Annotated in this window: 20 protein-coding genes; 3 read left to right on the top strand and 17 right to left on the bottom strand. The window is 41.7% G+C overall.

Annotation, left to right across the window (positions count from 1 at the left end; all coding sequences use genetic code 11):
* Nucleotide 1: 1 nt before the first annotated feature.
* The 3 genes from JWG41_RS15345 to JWG41_RS15335 are packed head-to-tail and all read right to left on the bottom strand — an operon-like array spanning nucleotide 2 to nucleotide 3,421.
* Nucleotides 2-799: a hypothetical protein gene (locus tag JWG41_RS15345; RefSeq protein WP_205270803.1), complete on the bottom strand. Its 798-nt coding sequence runs from the start codon at nucleotides 797-799 to the stop codon at nucleotides 2-4.
* Nucleotides 800-802: 3 nt separating this feature from the next.
* Nucleotides 803-1,951, bottom strand: coding sequence for an LIC10775 family protein (locus tag JWG41_RS15340; RefSeq protein WP_205270802.1), 1,149 nt, complete (start codon nucleotides 1,949-1,951; stop codon nucleotides 803-805).
* Between the two features lie 3 nt (nucleotides 1,952-1,954).
* Entirely contained in the window at nucleotides 1,955-3,421 is a 1,467-nt protein-coding gene (locus JWG41_RS15335; protein WP_205270801.1) for a hypothetical protein, read from the bottom strand.
* 93 nt (nucleotides 3,422-3,514) lie between these two features.
* Between JWG41_RS15335 and JWG41_RS15330 the strand changes: the two genes are divergently transcribed.
* Nucleotides 3,515-3,781: a hypothetical protein gene (locus tag JWG41_RS15330; RefSeq protein ID WP_205270877.1), complete on the top strand. Its 267-nt coding sequence runs from the start codon at nucleotides 3,515-3,517 to the stop codon at nucleotides 3,779-3,781.
* 25 nt (nucleotides 3,782-3,806) lie between these two features.
* Here the strand turns inward: JWG41_RS15330 and JWG41_RS15325 are convergent, their stop codons facing one another.
* Genes JWG41_RS15325 through guaB form a run of 3 tightly spaced genes read right to left on the bottom strand, consistent with a single transcriptional unit; the run spans nucleotide 3,807 to nucleotide 6,801 of the window.
* Complete coding sequence (locus tag JWG41_RS15325) at nucleotides 3,807-4,487, bottom strand: 16S rRNA (uracil(1498)-N(3))-methyltransferase (protein WP_205270800.1); 681 nt, start codon at nucleotides 4,485-4,487, stop codon at nucleotides 3,807-3,809.
* Nucleotides 4,488-4,491: 4 nt separating this feature from the next.
* The gene (locus tag JWG41_RS15320) at nucleotides 4,492-5,265 is read right to left on the bottom strand and encodes an outer membrane lipoprotein-sorting protein (RefSeq protein WP_205270799.1); all 774 of its coding nucleotides are present in this window, start codon (nucleotides 5,263-5,265) and stop codon (nucleotides 4,492-4,494) included.
* 9 nt (nucleotides 5,266-5,274) lie between these two features.
* Nucleotides 5,275-6,801 (bottom strand): IMP dehydrogenase, encoded by a 1,527-nt coding sequence (gene guaB / locus JWG41_RS15315; protein ID WP_205270798.1) that lies wholly within the window; start codon nucleotides 6,799-6,801, stop codon nucleotides 5,275-5,277.
* Between the two features lie 95 nt (nucleotides 6,802-6,896).
* Between guaB and JWG41_RS15310 the strand changes: the two genes are divergently transcribed.
* Nucleotides 6,897-8,054 (top strand): DUF1577 domain-containing protein, encoded by a 1,158-nt coding sequence (locus tag JWG41_RS15310; protein WP_205270797.1) that lies wholly within the window; start codon nucleotides 6,897-6,899, stop codon nucleotides 8,052-8,054.
* 1 nt (nucleotide 8,055) lies between these two features.
* Here JWG41_RS15310 and JWG41_RS15305 read toward each other — a convergent pair whose 3' ends face one another.
* From JWG41_RS15305 to JWG41_RS15295, 3 genes are all read right to left on the bottom strand, one after another.
* Nucleotides 8,056-9,993: a B12-binding domain-containing radical SAM protein gene (locus tag JWG41_RS15305; RefSeq protein WP_205270796.1), complete on the bottom strand. Its 1,938-nt coding sequence runs from the start codon at nucleotides 9,991-9,993 to the stop codon at nucleotides 8,056-8,058.
* Between the two features lie 45 nt (nucleotides 9,994-10,038).
* Complete coding sequence (locus JWG41_RS15300) at nucleotides 10,039-11,298, bottom strand: EAL domain-containing protein (RefSeq protein ID WP_205270795.1); 1,260 nt, start codon at nucleotides 11,296-11,298, stop codon at nucleotides 10,039-10,041.
* A 192-nt stretch (nucleotides 11,299-11,490) separates the two neighbouring features.
* On the bottom strand, nucleotides 11,491-11,655 hold the full coding sequence (locus tag JWG41_RS15295; protein WP_205270794.1) for a hypothetical protein: 165 nt from the start codon (nucleotides 11,653-11,655) through the stop codon (nucleotides 11,491-11,493).
* Nucleotides 11,656-11,734: 79 nt separating this feature from the next.
* Here JWG41_RS15295 and tmk point away from each other — a divergent pair, with 79 nt between their 5' ends.
* Nucleotides 11,735-12,343 carry a dTMP kinase gene (gene tmk, locus JWG41_RS15290; protein ID WP_205270793.1) on the top strand — a complete coding sequence of 203 codons (609 nt, stop codon included), beginning with the start codon at nucleotides 11,735-11,737 and terminating at the stop codon, nucleotides 12,341-12,343.
* Here the strand turns inward: tmk and JWG41_RS15285 are convergent.
* Genes JWG41_RS15285 through JWG41_RS15250 form a run of 8 tightly spaced genes read right to left on the bottom strand, consistent with a single transcriptional unit; the run spans nucleotide 12,326 to nucleotide 20,664 of the window.
* Nucleotides 12,326-13,225 (bottom strand): class I SAM-dependent methyltransferase, encoded by a 900-nt coding sequence (locus JWG41_RS15285; protein ID WP_205270792.1) that lies wholly within the window; start codon nucleotides 13,223-13,225, stop codon nucleotides 12,326-12,328. The two genes, tmk and JWG41_RS15285, sit on opposite strands and share 18 nt — an antisense overlap.
* Nucleotides 13,226-13,232: 7 nt before the next feature.
* A complete protein-coding gene (locus JWG41_RS15280) occupies nucleotides 13,233-14,087 on the bottom strand; it encodes a metal ABC transporter permease (RefSeq protein WP_205270791.1) in 855 nt (284 codons plus the stop codon).
* Nucleotides 14,080-14,793 (bottom strand): metal ABC transporter ATP-binding protein, encoded by a 714-nt coding sequence (locus JWG41_RS15275; protein ID WP_205270790.1) that lies wholly within the window; start codon nucleotides 14,791-14,793, stop codon nucleotides 14,080-14,082. Before JWG41_RS15275 ends, JWG41_RS15280 begins: the two co-directional genes overlap by 8 nt.
* Nucleotides 14,771-15,715, bottom strand: a complete 945-nt coding sequence (locus JWG41_RS15270; RefSeq protein WP_205270789.1) for a metal ABC transporter substrate-binding protein — start codon at nucleotides 15,713-15,715, stop codon at nucleotides 14,771-14,773. The genes JWG41_RS15275 and JWG41_RS15270 overlap by 23 nt, the downstream gene beginning before the upstream one ends.
* 15 nt (nucleotides 15,716-15,730) lie before the next feature.
* On the bottom strand, nucleotides 15,731-17,089 hold the full coding sequence (locus JWG41_RS15265; RefSeq protein ID WP_205270788.1) for a TonB-dependent receptor: 1,359 nt from the start codon (nucleotides 17,087-17,089) through the stop codon (nucleotides 15,731-15,733).
* Nucleotides 17,090-17,109: 20 nt separating this feature from the next.
* On the bottom strand, nucleotides 17,110-17,853 hold the full coding sequence (locus JWG41_RS15260; protein ID WP_205270787.1) for a hypothetical protein: 744 nt from the start codon (nucleotides 17,851-17,853) through the stop codon (nucleotides 17,110-17,112).
* A 53-nt stretch (nucleotides 17,854-17,906) separates the two neighbouring features.
* Nucleotides 17,907-18,863, bottom strand: a complete 957-nt coding sequence (locus JWG41_RS15255; RefSeq protein WP_205270872.1) for an amidohydrolase family protein — start codon at nucleotides 18,861-18,863, stop codon at nucleotides 17,907-17,909.
* A gap of 43 nt (nucleotides 18,864-18,906) precedes the next feature.
* Entirely contained in the window at nucleotides 18,907-20,664 is a 1,758-nt protein-coding gene (locus JWG41_RS15250) for an acyl-CoA dehydrogenase family protein (protein ID WP_205270786.1), read from the bottom strand.
* Nucleotides 20,665-20,678: the final 14 nt, after the last annotated feature.

Here is a 20,678-nt window from a genome sequence, read left to right as displayed (position 1 = left end):
ATTAAGATTTTTCCTCATTCGAAAATGGAAAATAAACCATGAGAGCCCATAACAAAATGAGAAAGACAAAGAATAAAAAAGAATAAACCCCTTTGGTAAACATTTCCGAATCCATCGGTCCTCGCCAAACAAGAAACACCGAATCCTTCGCAAGAGGAAGTTCTTCCATATCCCAAACTGGTTCTAACAAAACCACCCCTCCTGTATACAAACTGGAAAGACTACATTTAAGATCTCCCTTGGAATAACAAATAGCATATAACGAAGGTTTGATTTCTCTACCAGAGATAGCACGAATGCGTTTGTATTGAAAACGAATCACAGGCCCATACACGGCCCCACCAGATCTACGCCGAACAAGAAGGGGAGAACGAAACTCACCAGCGTCTACATCATCCAAATAAAAATCTCGGAGAAACAAATACCTGTAATCCAGGTAATGTGGTACCTCTTCCGGAAGGACTTCCGTTTTTGCAGTGATCCCCAAGTAATACCCAATGGAATCCCCCAAAAACAAAATGGAATTTCCTCCTGCAAGTAAGGACAAAAAAACAGCTAATAAAATTTTGAAACCTGTTTTCTTGGAAAGTAGGATTCCCAAAAACAAAACGGGTAAAAATAAAACAAGGATGGCCCAAACAGAAATCGAAAGTGGGAAAAAGGCTCCGAACGGAAGTAATAAAATTCCAAATCCCAAAATCAGAGAAAGGCCCATCCAAAAAATAAAAAAAGAAGACGCAGGTTCCCCATTTGGTTCTGGTTTTTTTCTGTTTTGATTTTCTACAAAACCAACGAACATCCGTTACTCCTTAACTTCAAATGAACTGCGAATGGTTTGCCAATAAAGGTCTGCCGTTTCTTTTTCTCGTTTGGGATAAGACAAGGAAAGAAAGTAACCGCGAGGTGCGTTATAAAGATAATACTCTTTCATTTCCATTTCAACTGAATTTCCAATTTCATCTACCTCGGTCCATTCACTCAAATATTCCGATTTTGATTCCGTCCTTTTGAACCCGAGTTTCCGAATTTGGGTGGGTGTGAGAGAACGCATGGAATCCCAAAAACGAAAGTAATTTTTGGTAGTTCGCAGAGGTCTTGTTTTATCGAAACTAGAACCAATGGATAAAATGATTTTAGGAAGGTTTTTCTTTTTTTTACCGGAGGTTTGGAGTTTTAAGGCTTCATCCCATTCTGTTTGGCCTGCAGGTAAATAATTGGAAAGAAATTGGACAAAACGTACCATCCGGTAAATGGAATCTCTGTTTTCCCCGTAAATCCCAAGTCGATTCCCATACAATCCCTCGTAACGTAGTCTTGAGGGAAGTCGGATTCGATAACGAAAGGATTCGGATTCTAAAACCAGGGACTCTTTGGGTTGGGAATCACCCACATAACATCCATAAGGTTCGCTCACCAAATCCAAAGGGATGGTTTGGTCTGACCATTCATTGGCCGCTCTGTTTGTAATTTCATTAGAACGGATGAGCCAATTCGGGAAAAATCCAGGTTCTTTTTCTAATTTCAATCGGTAACAGAGATGGATTCCTTTCCCAAGAAATACGACTTCTTTTTCCTTACGAACCTCGTATAAAGATTCCAACTCTTTTGCGGCAATGTCGGCCTCATCACCCACAGGAAATTCTTTATAGTATTCATCATCGATGAGAAACCGCATCTGTCCCGATGGAGAAACCAAATAGTTTCGACCATGGGCATCTTTTTTTTTGACTGTGGATTGTTTGTTTTTAAATTCGGAAAGGAAACGATGGAAACTACGACTCTCCTCTTCTTCCGCATCGGGTATCCAAGGTTTTTGTAAGAGAGGATCAACAATGATTTTAGAATTTGGTTCTGGAATTAGAAAAGAAAAAGGAGAAAGGATTAGGACGAGACTGATTCCTATTTTTAGCAGTAAGTGAGAAAATAGAAGAGAGTGCTTCTCCCCTAACATGAATTATGCCTGGTATTTGGATTGGATAAAGTTCAGTGCCATAGTGAAGATCTTAGAAAAATCCTTTTTATGGTTTTCATCTGTCACCCTAGACAAAATCCCCTTGAGCAGAGTTTGCACTTGTGTGTAATTCGGAACTTCAAAAAAAGCTTTTTGGATGTATGGCCAAGCCATCTTCACCATTTGCATAAACTCAGGACTTCCTTTTTTGAATTCCTGAATCATACGATCTAACGTCAGTTTAACAACCTGGAAGTTTTTAATTTTTTTAACAATTCCAACTAAAACTTCACGACTCAAGTCAGATTTGGAACTCATCATTTGGAATAAAGAATTCCAATCCACTGGTTCATTTTTTTGTTCTTTCAGAACTTGGGTGCGTAAAGAGACGACTGCCTTTTCAAATTCAGAAAGACCACGTAGCCAATTCTGGTATCCCACTTGGTCCGCTTTGGTTTGGTATCCAGTAATGGTCTGCACCAGATCCATAAATTCTTTGACACTAAAAGATTCTAACCGTTCCAGATTCGGATCAATCGCAGCGGCTGGTTCTGGTTCTTCAAAATCAACATCGATGTCTTGCGAGAAGTCATCATCGTCAGTATTTGTATTGGAGTTACTAGATCCGCTAGCAGAAGAATCAGAATCATCAAATTCTAAATCTTCAATTTCGTATTCTTCCGAAGAAGTTGGTGTTCCGTTTTTTGAGGATGGTTCCGGGATGGGATTGTCTTTGGGGTCTGGACCGATTCTTACTTCTAAGAGTTCTCCAGTCAGATTTTCAGCAAAGGTTTCTACAATTTCCAATAGAATGGATTTGTCTTTTTCGACAATGAGGGATTGTTTTTTGGCAACGGGTACGGGAGGAGCATTGGCAACTGCCAAGGCATCGGTGAGAGAGACTGGTTCTTTTTCTGACTCCGCGCTTGCTGGCATCGAAAGGGCTGCTTTGGCAGATTCTGCCATAAGACCCTTAGGTTCGATGATCTCCCCCGTAAGAGGATTTTCAAGGACTGTTAAAATTCCTTTTTGAACAAATACAAAGTCTTTGGGGTGAGTGACTTGCAACTTCTCGACGATTTCTTCCGCCACAGAGGAAAAACTAGGAGCCGGTGCATTTTCGAGTTTGTCCAACTCTTGGGCTTTTAGTTTTTCCTGTACTTTGTTTAAAACTTCTATAAAGTTAGTATTGAGATAAGCAGAAACTTCATTCTGCGGAACACCTAACATAGTCGCAAATTGCGGGAGGTGTTCAAAGAACTGGTCGGTCTTTTTGATATTCCCCGTCATGTAGGATTTGATCTGTTTTGCGACCTCTTCCACCTTACCCGGGTCCATTTTCCTAGCTTTGAGTAGTTTTTTGAAAATATCGATATGGGCGTGGAAATAGGATAAAAATTCCCCGTAAGCGGTGAATTCAAACTCTCCGTGCGCTTTTTTTTCTAAAACCTTTTTGGAACCGTCTGACATAGTAGAATCTCATCCAATGCATAGGAAAAGTCACAAGGGTCAAGATTTTTACGAACCGATTGACGAAATGCAGGGAGAACGGAGTTTAGGAATATGAATCGTTTGTTCGTTTTGGTAGTGTTGTGTTTTGTCATGATCTTCTCTACATCTTGCACAAAGAGAGAAGACAAAACTGTGGAAAGAAACCTAATGACTTTCCTTTTGACTTGTACGGGAGGAAGCCTCGAGGCCTGTAATGCGGGTTGCGCTGCCAAATATCCAGACGTTACGGGAGATAATTACCCAGCAGCTTCTACATGTTTTAGCGCTTGCACGACCAATTGTAACTTATCCACTACCTTACTTCTACTCACCAATTAGAAGCAAAGGTAAGGCATGCAGAACTTTAAGTTCCGTATGCCAGGAAACTTGCGGCAACAATGCCTGCAGTTTCTGTACGGAGCACCCCACCCGGGAGAGTCACTTTCGGGATCTTGTTTTTTTCCATCCAATCTTCTTCGTCTGCATGAAACCCACCCTCAGGTCCAATCACAGGAATTTTTCCAAGGATTTGACTTGTACGAAAGATCTCGGACTGATGAGGATGAAATACCACCAAACTCTCTTTATGTGAATCCATCCATTCTGCTGCAGGTTCAATAGAAAGTGTGAGAAGTTCAGTTTGTTTGGACTGAGCGGCCGCTTCCTTTACGATTTTTTCGGCCCGTTCTAAATTGAATTCTTTACGAATGGAATGACGAAAGACAAGAAAAACGACAGCATCAAGTCCAATCTCTGTTACCTTTTGTAAAAAAAAATCAAAGCGGTTCCCTTTCGGTAAAGCAATCGCTACGGTTTTCCTTTCTGTTTTTCTAGGCCCTTGCGTTTCGTCTAAAAATTTTAGTTCTTTGGATTGAGGAGAAAATTGGTAATCATAAAGCCCACCCACTCCATCTCGAATTTGGATGGTGGTTTCTTCCTTACTCAGTCGTAAAGCCCGAAGGTGGGCCATCTCTTCTGGACTCAGGGAGATCGTAGGTTTTTTAGAAAACCCGGTGCGAAAAAGAATCAAACCAGGTTCTAACAAGAGTTTAACGGCTTAGGTTATCGACGGCAAACAAAGAAGCATCCGGATTTACGGATTTGTCCACTTCCTGGATTTCCCAAACCGTGATACTACCTGTATTCAAATCTAACATCTCAAGCCGTGAAGCTTTTTGAATCTCTTCCACTTTCCCGGAAGTTTCTTTTACTTTCACAGGTCCGTATTTTAAGTTTAAGGTTTTGAATAGAATCCCGTCCCGGTCATGAAAGTCGACACGGTAGGGTTTTAGGTCTTTTTTGCCCACAAGGAGGACTAACTTTTTATAAAAGTAAGGAAGGATGGGTTTTAGAGAAATGCGATAATACACCTCTCCCCCAATTTCCAAATCAGCATTTACAAGCGGGTTGTAGTTGGCCTGATAAGAATATCCAGAAAGATCCACATAGAAAAATCCAGTTCCCATCAGGGCTTCATACTTTTCATCATCTGTTTTTCGAAAGAGTTTTGCACTGAGAACATTGAAGAAAAAAACATTTTCCCCTTCATCTTTGGTGAGGAGTTTGGATTCCAATCCCCTACCCTTTCTATCGAATAAAAGAAGTGCATCTTCTCCATTGAAAAACCGGTTGATTTTCCAAGTTTCCGAAGTTCCATTCCTACGAATGAGAACGTAAGTTCCTTTCACAAGGCCTTTTCCGAAATCCATTTCTCGGTCAAGCCTTGCCAAAAGTTCCTGCGCCGACAAACTGGTATCAGGTGGCGCTTGTGCTTCTAACGAAATAAAACTAAAAAAGAATATGAAGATCCAAAGTTTTCGCATGTAAAGTTTTTATTCCGCTCTCATAGAAGGTTTTGTGTAAGAATACAAACCGTGAACACTACCTTGTGCTTGGGCCGATTCCGTCCTTCGTTCAAAACGAAGTTTTCCTTCCCGTAACGCTTTATGTATATCTTGGATGTTTCTAAATCCCATATCTTGGAAACTTTGTCTGAGTCCTTGCACAAGATAAGGAATGAGGTTGAGAACTGATCCTTTATCCACAACGTATCCGGAAACACCTTGTGCGACTTTGATCTTTTGTGACTCGGAGAAGTACCGTTTGTCTCCACCTTTACTCATTGCTTCTAAACTTGCCATTCCCCGGTATTTCTTTAGACGAATTCCATTTTCATAAAAATACTCACCAGGTGCTTCTTTTGTTCCTGCAAACATAGAACCCATCATACACATAGAAGCACCAATCGCAAGAGCGTTGGCAATGTCCCCAATATTGGAAATACCACCGTCAGCAATCACAGGAACTCCATGTGCTTGTGCATACTCCGCTGTTTTGAAAACAGCTGTTGCTTGCGCACGACCCACGGCCATTGTATCTTGAGTGATACAAATGGAACCGGGTCCCATACCAATCCGAAGTCCATCCGCACCCGCGGCAATGAGGTTTGCTGCTTGTGCTTTGGTCACGACGTTACCACCGATCACATCAATACTTGGAAAATTGGATTTGATCCATTGGATCATTTCCATTTGGTAACTGGAATTTCCTTGAGCGGAATCAATGATGATGACATCCACTCCAACACCAGCTAGAGCCGCCATTCGATCACGTGACTCAGGTAAGGTGGAAAGGGCCGCACCCACTCGCAGTCTCTTTTGATCGTCTTTGGAAGATTGAGGGAATTCTTTATTTTTTTTCAGGTCACTGCGACAAATCAGTGCTACAAGTTTGCCTTGTTTGTCTACTAGAGGGAGTTTTCCCTTTTTGCTAGTTCTTAAAATATCGTTGGCTTCCAGTAAACTAATCCCAACATTTGCGGTGATCAGTTCCGTAGTCATCACCTTACCTAGTTTGATATTACGATCTTTTTCAAAATCCACATCGCGGTTGGTAACAATACCAACTAACTTAGTATTGGCGGTTCCATCTTCAGTGATGGGAATCCCACTAAACCCGTATTTTTCTTTGACAGCATCCAAATCAGCAAGTGTATGTTCAGGAGAGAGAAGGATTGGATCTTTGATGAATCCATTTTCGTATCGTTTTACTTTACGAACGAGATCTACCTGTTCGTCGATACTGTTGTTATAATGTATAATTCCGATTCCGCCCATAAGTGCTTGTGCGATCGCCATCTCGGACTCAGTGACTGTGTCCATGGGCGAACTCATAAGAGGTCTTTTGAGTGAAATATTTTTGGAAAGTTTGGTTTCTAGTTCTACATCGCTCGGGTTAAAGTCTATATAACCGGGTAGAACTAAAAAATCCCGATACGTGAGTCCCATGTTGACCGAGAAGAGCTCTTGTCCACTGACTCCGTCGAGAAGCTCCGATCCTGGTAGGGGTTGATTTGACATAATTATCCTTCCTTTTTCTACTTTAGGTAAGAAAACTCTCCGTGCAAGAGAATTTCAGGAGAAATTTGTCCGATATTAGTAAGTAACGACCTTTTATGGATACACTAGAAAGAAGTAAGCGATCTTTGGATGTTTTTTCCGACACTGAAAAAAAACTCCATGTTTTGACGAAATTTTTATTAAACCAAGAATTGAGTTTAAAAGACAATATCCATACCGGAGAGAGTTGTTTTTTAAAAAAAGTTTCTGCAGACGGGAACAAAATCCTAGTCAGCGTACGTCCAACCATGTCCCTCTCTGTGGGGCAAAAAATCACTCTTTATAAAATTCTAGGAAGATACCTCCACCTAGAATGCACCGTCGAACAAGAAAAGGCGGAGTCTCAATACGTTTTACACTTAGATAAAATTGCGATCGCCAAAAAAGACAGAGAAAGTTCCAGGATTCCTGTTCCTCCTGGTTCCGCTTGGATCACCAATGTGGTCTCCAGCAAAGCAAAAATCGAAACAGATATGTTCCATGTTCCCACAGCAGTGAAGGTAAACTTCCAGGATTATGAAACAAAGTTAAAGAACTCGGTTGATTTTATTAAAATTTCCACCTTTAACTCGAGCGAAGACAACGAAATCATCCGCCAAATCAAAAAAACGAAGAAAGGCCTACTCCTTGAAGATGCGACAGATAAAAAATGTTACGAATCTTCACCTAACGAAGACTTTTTGGTATTTTCGGAAGAAATCGAAGAAGATATCGCGAAAGAAATCAATAACAAACGAAACCAAAAAATCAAATCCGAACTCATTTTACCCATTCTCTATCTAACTGATGAAGAAGAATCCATCCCCATTGGTTACATCCAGATGCAAAGTAAAACAGAAACCTTTGATTTACTGAAAGCTATGGAAATGAAAACTGTATGTTTTGAAATGGTGGACCGGATTCGTCATTCCAATATGATTAAGTCGGATGGAAAGTTCCCGGTGATTGATATTTCTGAGGGAGGATTGAAAGTGATCGTAGACCATCCTGATTTAATGCAAAGCCTTCCCAAACTTTCTGGATTTCAGTTTGATATATTTTTTAAAATGCAATCACCTCTCACCGCTTTTGGAACCATTAAAACGATTACCAAAAACCATGAGGGTCACCTAACAGTGGGTCTTGCGATTGCAGGTCACTCCTCTCGTTCGGGTGAGAAAAAAAGATTTTTAGAAAACGTAGAATTCTTTCGCAAACAAACCCTAAAACCTTAAGTCAAAGTTCCCCATAACCCAAAACTTCCATAGACCACTTTTCTTCTAATTTCCGAGAAGAAAAGGTAATGGCCTCTGAATCCATTTCTTCTTTGAGAAATGCAAAGTCGGAGGCATCGATTTCTTCTCCTTCGATCAAATAGAAAGCTTCCTTAGATGGATCAATACTGCGAATTCGATTTGTAGGAATGGTTTCATAAATGAGAAATGATGTCGAATCCAACTCTCGGTCTCGCCAGTTTTTTAATTCGGAATGGTTTCCATCGAATACAAAAACCAAACGGTGTTGGAGGTTTTCACCTCTATGGGCAAGGGTTCGAGAAAGATAAGAATTTCGTTTGGTTTCCAAAATAGAAACAAGTTTTGTCATCTCTTTGGGTTTCGGAAGAGAAACCAAAGGCAAAACAAAATCCACGGTACAAAAAGGTTCGGCCGTGATTCGTTCCTCGATCAGAGAAAGAATCCGAGAAAGGTCTTTTGAAAGATCTTCTGTGTGGAACCAAACACTGTGATGGCGACTCCCCGACCAGGAAGACAAACTGGATTCTGAAACGAAGTTTTTTCCGGACGCAGAATGATTTCTAGAATCAGTGAATGCGATATCGATACGATCGTTTTTTTTGGATAAGGCAGCACATAAAAACGGTCTTGGGAATTCATCCAACCTTCTTTCAAGTAAATCTTCGGCAAAGTATAAGGACTCTGTCAAATCACGAGGACTAAAAGTGGGAGTTTGGATGATGCGGTATGGGGGTGTTGGCATAAAGGAAAGTCCTTCTTTTTCGGCATCCCTACGCATCGCCGTTCCCGGAAGGACAGACAATGGAAAGGCCTGCACCCATTCTCCCAGTCCATGTTCTAAAAAGAAATGGATTCCTCTTTCCACATCATCGGGTTTGTCCCCGGGGAGTCCAATGATGAGATCAAGTAACAACTCCATCCCTTCTCCGGCAAGCATCTTGGCCACTTCTGCTACTTTATGAGGGCTGCCGTAACGTTTGACTCGTTTTAAGGTTTCTTCATTTACTGATTGCAGTCCCAGTTCCACACGAGTAAATCCCGCCTTACGGAGTTTAGTTGCCAGTTTCGGTGTCACACCTTCCGAACGTAATTCGGCAAACATAGACATACTTCCATCCGAATTCACTTCCGCAATGGCATCTAAAAAATTTTCAAAGCCTGGTCTATGGTTGAAAGTGGGATCTAAGAATACAAGTTCCTTGGCACCCTTCTCTTTTAAGTTCGAAATCAATCGAATGGTTTCTGGAATGTCTAAGGTGCGGAGATTCTGTGAAGATTTAGGATAAAAACAATAAGTACACTGTGATTTACAACCACGCACCGTTTCTAAATAAGTGGAACGTCTGGGATCCACTTGCAAATGTCCAGTGGTATAAGGAGAAGGAAAGTCAGTCAAAGGAAAGTCTGCTGCCGCTTGTTTTCCAAAGGAAGTGAGAGATCCGTTATCTAAACGGTAAGCCACATTCTCTAAACCTTCCAAGGAAGACTTAGAAAGTAAGGCGCGCATCAAAGAACGAAAGCTATGTTCTGCCTCGCCGGATACAGCAATGTCATAACCCTCTTCGCTTAAAACATAAGGGTTGTCTTCATTGACCTCGGGTCCACCGATAAGAATGGTTGTTTCTGGATTTCGTTTTTTAACTTCTCTTGCAATATAAAGACTACGTTCTGTGTTCCATAAATAAAGAGAGAGTCCGAGAAAATCAGGTCCTTCTTTGGCAATTCGGTCAATGAGTTCCCGGTCTCCCAAAGAATCGGTATCTTCTGGAGAAACGACATAAGGACTCACCCCAAGGACTGGATCTTCTTTGGATTCGAGGCAACTCGCCAAACTAGCAGCTGCTAAAGGAACGTTTCCGGTGGCTGCATAGTAGGATGGTGGCGGAACTGGTAATTGCAAAAATTGTATTTTTGCCATATCTTCTGCCAGTATCCACCGAGAGAGGGATTTTCGCAAAACCTTTCAGGAACGAGAGACCACCACATCGATAAATAAAATCAAGTTTTCAGAGAGGTTCCTCGCGAATGTCCGTAACATCATCCGTTCGGAAATGTCATGATACATTTGAGAGAGAGTCCAAGCATCTCGACTGGTTTTGGATTTGTGAAGGTGTTCAAAAAAATAAGGCCGAAAGGACCAGTTTTTACCTAAAAAGGAATAGTCCGGTTCCATTTTTCCGGACTGGTCCCGCGAATAATTGGGTGAGACCTGGAATCCTAATGGGTTTGTGATGTACATCCGAAAGAAATTTCCATCTCCAAAAACATTAGTTTCAAAATCTCCCTTCCATTCCCAAATTCCATTGTCTTCGGTAAACCCCATCATGATTTCAGAAAGTTTGTCCTTCCAAAGGGTTTCCCATTCAATCTGACGATTCATCTCTCCTTGTTTGCGAGCATGAAAGTATTCGAGAGAGGACTGCATCTCTGTTCGGTATTCAAAACGTTTGGCAAAGTATGGTTCTGGTTTGGCAAAATAAAACCCTTGGATGTATCTGGCCCCATAGTTTAGAGCATTATAAAGTTCGTCTTCCGATTCAATCCCTTCAAAAAGAAGACTACTTCCGAGAGACTCACCTAACTTTGATAAATTGAGTAAAATCTCTTTGAAGTTTCTTGAGAAGGTTGACCTACGTAACATTTGTAAGTCGACTTTGATAATCTCTGGATGAAAAAGTCCAATCCGGTCTAAGTTACTGGCTTCCGATCCGGCATCGTCAACAGCAATCGAAAATCCTTCCTGCCGATACAAATTCAGAACCGGTCGCAAAAGTTCTAAGTTGTGAGGAAACCGTTCTTCGGTAATTTCAATGACAATCCGCTCCGGATCCACACCCACTTCTCTGACCATTCGAATGGTTTGCGGGAGTGCTGTTTCCAATTGTAAGAGAGCATGGTACATTACGTTCGGTGAAATATTTAAAAATAACTTGGTTTCGGGTGGTGCTTCTTTCGCGAACTTTTGTAAGGCAGCAAAACGAATTTCTTCGTCGACTTGTTTTTTAAGATAAAAGATTTCATCGTAACCAAAGGTTTGGGATAAAAAGAAATCTCCAAGACTGACAAGCCCTTCCGGTGTGGAAAGCCTTCCTAAAAGTTCGTATCCGTAAATACCAGTGGATTCGGACGAGAGGATGGGTTGGAAAACGGGAACGAGAGTTCCGCCAGACAACAAATCTTTCCATTCTCGTAAGAATTTATGACTTTCTCTTTCTGTGATCATAGATGGATACAGAATCTATATTGCAAGATCGGTACCAGTAAGCATTGTAGGGAATATTACTGCATTTTGCTTAAGAGAGAGGCATTAGAGAACAAAGTGGGGGAAAAAGAGGAAATGGTGCTTACTGAATAAGCAAAATGGTAAAAAAAAACCATCCAAGTTGCCCGGGATGGCTTCCGCTTTGAGTAGTAATTACTTAATGTCTCTAGCTCTTGTTTTGAAAGACTCATCCAATTTTGGCTTTTTAGAAGGTTTTGGTTCTTCCACAACTGGTGTTTGTTTAACTTCTTCAGAGGCACAGTTAATCATAAATACAGCCAAAAAAGCAATGATTAGGATAGACGAAATTTTTTTCATGTTTTTGCTCCTTAGACTAAATTGCCGAGTTTAGTAAATAAGTCGAGGAAAAAACGACCATTCTTATAATGGAGGGGATATGCCAAAAAATAATCAGTTCTTTGTATTTGAAGGGATCGATGGTTCAGGGAAAACCACCGTCTCTCGTTTGGTTTCCGAAACACTCCTTACAAAATCCATTCCTAACCTCTGGCATAGAGAACCCACAGACAGTGTGCACGGAAAAAAGATCAGAGAATTCTTACAAGGGAAACTCAAACTCACCAAAGAGGAACAAATTGAGGTCTTTATCGCTGACCGCGAATGTTCCGTGAATGAAGTCATCTTACCAACGTTAAAGGATGGCAAATCTATTGTACAAGATAGATATTATTTTTCCACCGCAGCCTACCAAGGTCGGGATGAGGAACATGCCGCTGACATTTTGTATAAAAATGAAGACAAAGGATTTCCAGAACCCAACCGTGTTTATTTTTTAGACCTCTCTCCTGAAGAAGCCCATGAACGCAGGACCGCTCGCAATGGAGAGAAAGAAGTTTTTGATGTGGATTCGGAACAAATTCGTATCTACCAAAACTATTTGGCAATTTTACCAGAGTCTACCATCTTCGTGGATGCGACAGCCGACCTGGATGAAGTGGTTGCCTTTTGTGTGGAAGACATTTTGAAATCACTCGGAGTGGAGTGATTTTTTTTCTACCATATACACCATCATATCGCCAATCTCAAACCATTTCACCGCACGATCCATCACCCACTTCCGGAGTTTGAAAAAAACACTCGCTCCGGGGCGAGTGGTCATCCCACTTCCATAAGTAAAGGAAACGGGACGTGCATACCCCAAATCCAAAAGTAGGTTTTTTAATCCCCGGTAAGAGTAATAATACAAATGCTCGGGAACATTCAAATACCGCCAGGTTAGTCCGGCGAGTTTCGCAAGGATTCCATACCGACAAGTGGATAGGATGAGGACTCCCCCCGGTTTCAAATGCTTTTGGATTTTTGCCAAAGTCTCTTTTGGCTGGTGCAGATGTTCGATGGTCGCCCAAAGGGTGATGGCATCAAACTGGTTTTGAAAAGTCGGATCCCAAGAAAGAAAGTTCTCTTGGAAGATATTTAAATTTAAAGTTTCGCGAGCAAAACGAACAGGGCCATCGGCAATTTCAATTCCATAGGCATCGTATCCCCTGTCTTTTTGGTAGGCCACAAAGTAACCCGCCGCACAGCCAATGTCCAAAGAAGAAAGTTTTTGAGTTTGCGAGAGAGGAGAGAGACGGTCCTTTTCCCAGGAAAAAAAATCCAAATCATTTAGGTTGAGTTGGAAAACACGAGAGATCTCTTTTCGTAATTTATCTGAGTAATAATTATCATACCCACGTTCTGTTCTTTGGGTAAAATAAGAATCATCATAGTATTTTTTGACATCGGCAAAACTGGGTTGTGGGTTCACTTGTACAAGCCCGCAAGACTCGCAAGCGACAATCGAGAAAGACTCACCGAGTGGACTTTCTTTGGTATAAATCGAACGGAAGCGGTTTTGTCCGCAGGTATTGCAAGGGATTAGTTCCACAGAATATCTATCGGACAGATTTGGAAAAAACGGAAGTAGTTAGGAATCGGATTAGGTGGAGAAAAAAAGCCAAAGCACAAAGAACCAGGATGATGCTTGAGGATGTGGGAAAGTAAATCAGTTCCCCATTTCGCTCCACTCCCACAAGAGAGATGAGAAACCCGGAGATGGTAGCAAAGACGGAAAACAAAGCACAAACTATGGTCAGTAGTTTCAAGGAACGAATGAGAGGAAGGAGAGCAAAAACAGGCAAAATCAAATGGGCAATGCTATAAAATGTTCCCAGTAAGTTTACAGCGACTGTGAGAGAGGCCGCAAGGATGATATAAAACAATAAGTCAAAAGGAAGGGGATTTCCCACTTGGATTTTGTATTCATCTCGATCAAAACTGATAAAAAGAAACCTTCGAAAGAAACTTAAGTAGAGGATAAAAAAGAAAACTGCGATATAGATTCCAAAGGAATCGGCCCGCACTTGGGAAGTTAAGATATCGCCAAAAAATGCTGCCATCAAATGGTTTTGTACATTCCCACCGAGAGCCAACATAACTTGCGACGCCGCAGAAAAGAATACAAATAGAATGCCGAGGATGACCTCTTCTTTCATCCCTCGAAGTTTTCTCACATACAAAAGCGGAAAGACCAAAATACAAGAAAACACAATGGGGAATATTTCTCCGGGCCACTCCATAAACAAGGATAAGGCGACAGAAAAAGTCACTGCTTGCGAAAGGGTGACTCCAAAGAATGTCATCCCACGGAGCACAATTAAGATTCCCAGAACCGATAGGAGAGCCCCAACAAGGCTACCCACTACCATTTGCGGTAAAAACAAAGTCCAACTAGAAAGAATATTAGTCATGATGGTGGCAGTTCGGAGGCCGTTCTCCACTGGTGATATTGTAGAGTTTCCCTTCGTCTATTTCGTAAATTTCATCAAACCCAAATCCCCAATCATGTTCCAAACTATGAGTGATAAAAAATAGAGAACGATTTCCTTCTCGCAGGTATTCGGACAAAACAGTTTGAAAAAGTTCACGGGCATTATGATCCAAAGAATCCATGGGTTCATCTAAAAATATCAAATTGGCTTTGGTAAGAAGGGAACGAAGGATGAGGACTTTTTGTAATTGCCCCCCACTACAAAGAGAAATTTGTTTTTTTAAAATGGAACTAACACCTGTTCTTTCAATGAGTGTCATATCTTCTTCAGAAAATTTCTTTTTGGGAAGAAAACTGAGGCCAATGTTTTTTGGCATGAGTAATACATCCTGCACACGCAAAGGAAATTCCAAAGACATTCGTTTGGCCTGGGGAACGTAGGATGTTGTGATTTCTTTGGAAAAGGAAATGGATCCGGAAAGTGGTGGCAAAAGATCTGTTAGAGTTCGAAAGAGTGTGGTTTTTCCAGCACCATTTCCCCCGACAAGGGCATAGGTTTTGCCGGAATGGATATGCAAATGAATGTCGGATACCACAGGAAATTCCTTTCGGTAACCCACAGACAAAAGATCCGTATGGATAAAGGTTTTGGTGTTATCTAAGCTATTTGGTTTTGTCGCTTGCATCACGTATTTTTTGTAACATCAACCGGAGTGTGTCTTCGTAAGTATTGGCTTCGGGAGTTCCCCCTACAGAGACAGGTAGTGTGACCACCACAGATCCCGGCACTTTTGACGACACATACTCAGCATACTTTGGATTGTGATAGGGTCCAATCAAGATAATTTTTATCTTTTCTGCTGTCATATAACTAATGACTTGGTCCATATAACGGACAGAAGGTGGAACTCCTGGACGTTCCTCGATGGTTAAGTTGGCATTGAATTTAAACCGAGAGGCCAAATAGACAAATTGGTCATGAAAAACGGCCACTTTCAGTCCAAAGTATGGTTCCATTTTTTTCATTTCTTCTTTTGTGAGTTGGATGAGGCGTTTTTTGAATGAATTAAAATTTCCTTCGTAGTATTCCCCATTCAATGGATCCACACGAGTGAGGGCATTTTTTATATTTTGAGCCATTTGGATGGCGTTGATAGGATCATTCCAATAATGAGGGTTTCCATAGATATGCATATCTCCCATGGAACGATCCATCATCACCGTAGGTTCACCAAGGATTTTCACTCCAAAGGAAGTGTCGCAATACCCAGGTTGTCCTTTTTGGATTTTGATATTGCGGGATTGTTGTTGGAGGTAAGGAATCCAACCAATTTCTAAATCCAGACCAATCACACAAAGCACATCGGCTTCACTCAGTTTCACAAGAAAGTCGGGCCTTGTCATTACAAAGTGTGGGTCATCGGTTCCGCGAATCATTCCCGAAACTTCGGCCCGGTCTCCGGCAATTTGTTCGGCAATGTATTTGATATCGGGAAGGCTTGTGACAAGGGATACTTTAGCCGAGAGAGTCTGGCCAAAAAAGAGGGAAAGAAAAAAACTAAAGAGGAAAAATGCGGATCTTTGTTTGGAAAACATTTTCTGTAACATAACTTACCTTTTGACTTAATAACTGTGTGCTGGGTGAGAGCCAAGCACTGCCACTGTTTGGATATAAAATCTGTATTCTCTTGTTTCTTCCTGCGAAGTGCGAGAATAGTCTTGGATGTAACGACGTTCGATGGATCCGCGTACCTTTCCAAATTCAGAACTATGGAAGGTCATTTGAAAGGACTGGGCTTCAATGGCGTTCTTTGCTGGATCCCCATTTTTATCCACAAGGGACTTGTCCGTAAAATAATCATAACGAAAACCCACAGACCACAATTGGTGGAATTTAAAATCAATGAATCCATAAGCTCCCCACTGGTCTTTTGTAGGAGCTTTGGTTTTTTGAAAAGTAACAGGATCCATACTGGAAGGAAACACTTCTTGTTGGTACCAAGCCTCTCCCATAAGCATTATCTCACTCAAATTAGACCGGTTCCAACGAAGGACTGCATCGGCCCCGTAAAGTAACCTTTGGTTTTTTCTTTCTGTTGTGGGTTCAAAACGAATCCCTGAAAATCCAAATTGGGTGCCCCAGTTGTTTCCAAAATAATAAAAATGTTTTAAGTGGGCATACATGAGTGGGTTATTTTTTTGAACTCCCGCGTCATGAGAGTGTCCCCATTTCCTTCCGTTCGTGGCACCTAACACAAGTTCTTGAGTGATGAGCTTCCAAGGAAATAAAATACTAAATTCGGCTCCTGTATCAATGGCCGATTCCCAACCGATAAATTTTTCGTGAACAATCGGTGTCATGGTAAAAGCGCGGTCATGGGCATGGATTTTATTGAGTCTACCCACATCGATAAACATCTGTCCTGCTTTCAGAGAAGTATTAAAAGGTAAAAAAGGAAATTGAACCCAAGCTTCGTGGACTTCAAAATTGTATTTACCGTTTTCCCCGTGGGCTGCTCCCACAAAAGTTCCACGCATCCACTGGTCAACGGCCCCGTTAAACCCAAATTCGGCGGTGCGGATGTCGAGTTGGTTGTCAATCCTCTCCCCTGTTCCCCGGGGTTTGTTTCTGTCCCAAGCACCCACGATGTCGAGGGCAGCATAAGCATCCATCATAAGGTTCTGTGCCGACCGGTTGACCTGTTGGTTGGATTGGACAGGAGAGGAGATTCCCCTGCTACCTTCCGTTCCCTTTTCTCGTTTTTCTTGGTCTTGTAAGTCTTTTTCTAAATCCGCTTCCCAATCAGAGCCAGTCGTATCCGTTTTGGATTGAGATACAACCGTAGCCTTTTTGTTAGCTGGTAATTTATTTTCTAATTCTTTTTCCCATTCCGTTGTCTCGGCAAAAAGAAGGGCGGAAAACAAAAGGGAGAGGATCACTCCCCCAAGCTTAACTTTTGAAAAACGATGGTTTGGTTTCACTGTGTCTTAAATTTTAGAATCTATTGAAAGGAACCTGCGGTTCCAATGTTACTGGAATAGATTGTGATCGATTTTACTGTAGCCTTATTGATCCGCAATCCAATTCTATCTCCACCAAAATCAGCGGCAACCCCATCTTCTTCAAATTGGTAAGTGCCTCGGCTAGCAGCGGCACAAGCGGACTCCCAACCAAATACATGGGCATTCCCACTTTCTTGGTGGACTTCTAAACAAAGTGTTTTTTCAGCAGATACAGAAGAAGACCAAGTTCTAGGAGTTCCTAAAGCAGAATTGGTACCATTCGTTGCGATTTTATTCACAGTTGTTGGTAAAATATGAAAGCCTGGTCCACTTAAGTTCGTAGTGGAAGGAAGGATGGCATCCAAACTGGAATCGCCTTGAGAAAGCACATAAACGATTTCGATACTTGCTTTTTTATCTCCACCAAGGCTCGATAAACTAGAAGCATTTGTATAAACCGTAGAACTAGATCCAGTTCCTACAAGGCCACCGCTGAGAGAAACAGAAGAGGATGAAAAGCCGCTGGCAGCAAGAGCCGCATTCGCATCACCACGACAAGCAGTGAAATCAATCTTTCTTCCGGTGGAAGGAGAGGAAACATCAGTCACCGTACAACCGGCATTCAAAAGGAGAGCAAATAGTGCGTCGTTATTATCCTTCTTATCTTGTGACTGGAAGAGTTCCGCACAATTCATAACAGAGAAAAGGATGGTAGAAAATAGGAAAAGCTTGGCAAATTTCATAAATACCTCTGTGGAACAATCATTTGCAACACTGTTGCAAATGCAACCACGTTTCATTTAAAAAATAAGTTTTCTGCGTTCTGATAGAGAATTTTTTGTTTGGCCCGATCACTGATGGGTAGATCCAAAAGCCGAGTGATGGGGTGGTTTAGGTTGTAGGGGATGTTTGGGAAATCAGATCCAAAGTAAATTTGATCCTGGTAGGTTTCCAAATACGATACGGCCGAGTCCACATCTTCGGCTTTCCCTGTCGCGAGAAAGTCCACAAAAACCATAGTGGTATCAAGGCTTAAATTTGGATAAGTATCGAGTAACGAAGCATAGGCGGAGATTTCATTGGCTCCCATATGGGCCACAATGATCTTTAACTTAGGATAGGTTTCGAGAAATGGTTTGAAGAACTCGATCCCTGTAAACTCGCCCGGTAGGGGTGCCGTTCCTGTATGAATGAGAATGGGAATTTGTTTCTCTTGCAAATACGAGAAGGTATCCCCAAGTTCCGGTCGGTTTAAATTGAGTTTGGAAACTTCGCAGTGGAGTTTAAAACCAAGGAACCCATATTCTTCCACAGCTTTTTTTACATAAGTAAGAACACCCTCTTCTGGATAAAAAGTTCCAAAGGGAATGGCCCCTTTCCAATTTTTGAAATTAGCATAAGTCCAATCATTTAAAGACGAAGCCATATCGGCTTTGTGTGCATAATTGAGAGTGGTGAATCGTTTGATCCCATTGTGGTGGAGCCGCTCCACTCTTTCCGCTTCGGGAAGCCTATAACCAATGGCCCAGTTCACATTGTCAAACCAACGCCAAATTAGTTTCATCACGGTCTCAGGAAAAAAATGAGTGTGGATATCGAAGATATAAGGAATTCCCAAATTACGAATCCGATCCAAATGGTCGGGAGTTTCTGAATCTAGGATGGGAGGATAAGAATCTCCCCTCCAAGAAAAAGGAGAAGAGATCCGAGTGTCAGGTTTATTCGAAGATTCAAGTCCTTCCCCTTCTCCCATAAAACAAGCGTAACAAGGAAGAAGAGGAGAATGATCTACTGGTTTATGCAGTGACGGGAGCTTTTTTCTTTCCACGAATCTTTGTTAGGTTCGCTGCAAGGATCGCCGAACTGTCAAGAATGTAAGCATCAGAGATCGATTTACGATAGTTTCTTCTTTCTACCTTGGACCTGCCAATACTTCTTTCGAGTAACAAACTATTGTGAAAACGTGCTGCCGACTCTACTACTTCAAAAGCCAACTCTTCACGAAGAGGAGTGGAATCAATTTCTGCAAATTCTGCCACAACGGTTTCAAATTGTTTGAATAGGTCGTTTAGGCCTTGGCTCGAAGTAAAAGTAGCCATTTCCGATTTCAAATATTCGCGGTAAATTCCAGTTTCTGTCATACCAGAAACAATTCCACCGATACAAGCAACGGTTTGGAGTTGTGTGGTTCCTTCGTAAATATTAGTGATTCGCACATCACGATACAAACGTGCTACATCATAATCTTCCGTGTAACCCGATCCGCCGTGAATTTGCATGGAATCATAAGCAACAAGATTTGCCATTTCTGTGATATAGTATTTGGAAAGTGGAGTGAAGAGTGAGGCAAGTTTTTCCCATTTTTTGAAGGTTTCATCTTTTTTGATTTCCTTCTCTGTGAGACCTTTCATTTTTCCTCGTTCTTCTTTCCAACGATACTGGTCTACTGCGTAACTTGCTTCATATAAAATACAACGCATCGCAGCCACTTCTCGTTCCATTCTTTCCAACATCTTTTTCACTGCCGTGATGTTGTTGATGGTTTTTCCGAATTGAACTCTTTCTTCTGCATATTTTCTTCCTTCGAAGTAAGCAGCAGTAGCAATCCCCATCGCTTGGGCAGCAATGTTGAGTCGTGCTTGGTTCATCATGGCCATGGAATATTTCACAAGGCCTTTCCCTTCTTCCCCAATGAGAATTCCAGGACTGTTTTCAAAAACCACTTCGCAAGTAGGAGAACAGTGAAGTCCCATCTTCTTTTCAATAGATGCTACAAATACATCTTTGGAATGAACTAAAAAGAAAGAGAGACCACGAGCACCACTGGTTGTATTTCCCGTTCTTGCAAGTGTTAGAATGATAGAAGGTGCGGATCCAAATCCACAAGCATGAGTGATGAAACGTTTAGTTCCAGTGATCTTCCAAGTTCCGTCTTCGCCTTTGATCGCTTTGGTTTGTAAGTTAGGAAGGTCCGATCCGTAGTTTGGTTCTGTAAGTGCCATAGCCCCACAAAGTTCACCAGCAGCCATCTTCGGAACAAATTCATGAATCATTTCATCGGTTCCAAATCGTTCTACCGTTTCTGCAAGGTTCATACATCCCAGAGTGATCGCAAGAGATCCATCTCCACGAGAGACACATTCAGATAACATCGATTGTACGACAGAAGGAAGGCCGAGCCCACCGTAATGTCTGTGGATTCCGTAAGGAAGGAGTCCCGCCGATTTGATTTTTTCTACCACATCGAGCATGGCTTTAGGAAATCCCACTTGTCCGTCTTTGTATTTCAGTCCCTCTTCATCCATTTGTTTGGCGATTTGAGAGATGTCGTTTCCGGCAATATCTCCACCGGCTTCCAAAGTAGAACGGTAGAATTCAATGGCGTCTTCATAGTTTCCAGGAGCAAAAGCGAGTTCTTCCTTTCCTGATTTTTGGTATTCGGCAAAGTCTTCAAAACCTTGTTCGTATTGGTCTACCACCTCATTCCAAGGGGTAAGGGAATCAAAATGATCAATCAGGTCATCGTTATCGTTAAAATAGTTATTCGAAATCATACTGTCGGCTCCTA

This window comes from Leptospira chreensis (assembly GCF_016919165.1).
GTDB classification, from domain to species: Bacteria; Spirochaetota; Leptospiria; order Leptospirales; family Leptospiraceae; genus Leptospira_A; species Leptospira_A chreensis.
Note: the sequence above shows the minus strand (reverse complement) of the source record. Positions and strands in the feature narration are given on the sequence as shown.

Bases quoted from the DNA above. Each gene is read 5' to 3' on its own strand.
- JWG41_RS15345 (WP_205270803.1), bottom strand. From the start codon at position 799: ATGTTCGTTGGTTTTGTAGAAAATCAAAACAGAAAAAAACCAGAACCA.
- JWG41_RS15295 (WP_205270794.1), bottom strand. From the start codon at position 11,655: ATGAAAAAAATTTCGTCTATCCTAATCATTGCTTTTTTGGCTGTATTT.
- JWG41_RS15305 (WP_205270796.1), bottom strand. From the start codon at position 9,993: ATGGCAAAAATACAATTTTTGCAATTACCAGTTCCGCCACCATCCTAC.
- guaB (WP_205270798.1), bottom strand. From the start codon at position 6,801: ATGTCAAATCAACCCCTACCAGGATCGGAGCTTCTCGACGGAGTCAGT.
- tmk (WP_205270793.1), top strand. From the start codon at position 11,735: ATGCCAAAAAATAATCAGTTCTTTGTATTTGAAGGGATCGATGGTTCA.
- JWG41_RS15330 (WP_205270877.1), top strand. From the start codon at position 3,515: ATGAATCGTTTGTTCGTTTTGGTAGTGTTGTGTTTTGTCATGATCTTC.
- JWG41_RS15340 (WP_205270802.1), bottom strand. From the start codon at position 1,951: ATGTTAGGGGAGAAGCACTCTCTTCTATTTTCTCACTTACTGCTAAAA.
- JWG41_RS15270 (WP_205270789.1), bottom strand. From the start codon at position 15,715: ATGTTACAGAAAATGTTTTCCAAACAAAGATCCGCATTTTTCCTCTTT.
- JWG41_RS15260 (WP_205270787.1), bottom strand. From the start codon at position 17,853: ATGAAATTTGCCAAGCTTTTCCTATTTTCTACCATCCTTTTCTCTGTT.
- JWG41_RS15320 (WP_205270799.1), bottom strand. From the start codon at position 5,265: ATGCGAAAACTTTGGATCTTCATATTCTTTTTTAGTTTTATTTCGTTA.
- JWG41_RS15300 (WP_205270795.1), bottom strand. From the start codon at position 11,298: ATGATCACAGAAAGAGAAAGTCATAAATTCTTACGAGAATGGAAAGAT.
- JWG41_RS15335 (WP_205270801.1), bottom strand. From the start codon at position 3,421: ATGTCAGACGGTTCCAAAAAGGTTTTAGAAAAAAAAGCGCACGGAGAG.
- JWG41_RS15310 (WP_205270797.1), top strand. From the start codon at position 6,897: ATGGATACACTAGAAAGAAGTAAGCGATCTTTGGATGTTTTTTCCGAC.
- JWG41_RS15255 (WP_205270872.1), bottom strand. From the start codon at position 18,863: ATGGGAGAAGGGGAAGGACTTGAATCTTCGAATAAACCTGACACTCGG.
- JWG41_RS15250 (WP_205270786.1), bottom strand. From the start codon at position 20,664: ATGATTTCGAATAACTATTTTAACGATAACGATGACCTGATTGATCAT.
- JWG41_RS15275 (WP_205270790.1), bottom strand. From the start codon at position 14,793: ATGCAAGCGACAAAACCAAATAGCTTAGATAACACCAAAACCTTTATC.
- JWG41_RS15280 (WP_205270791.1), bottom strand. From the start codon at position 14,087: ATGACTAATATTCTTTCTAGTTGGACTTTGTTTTTACCGCAAATGGTA.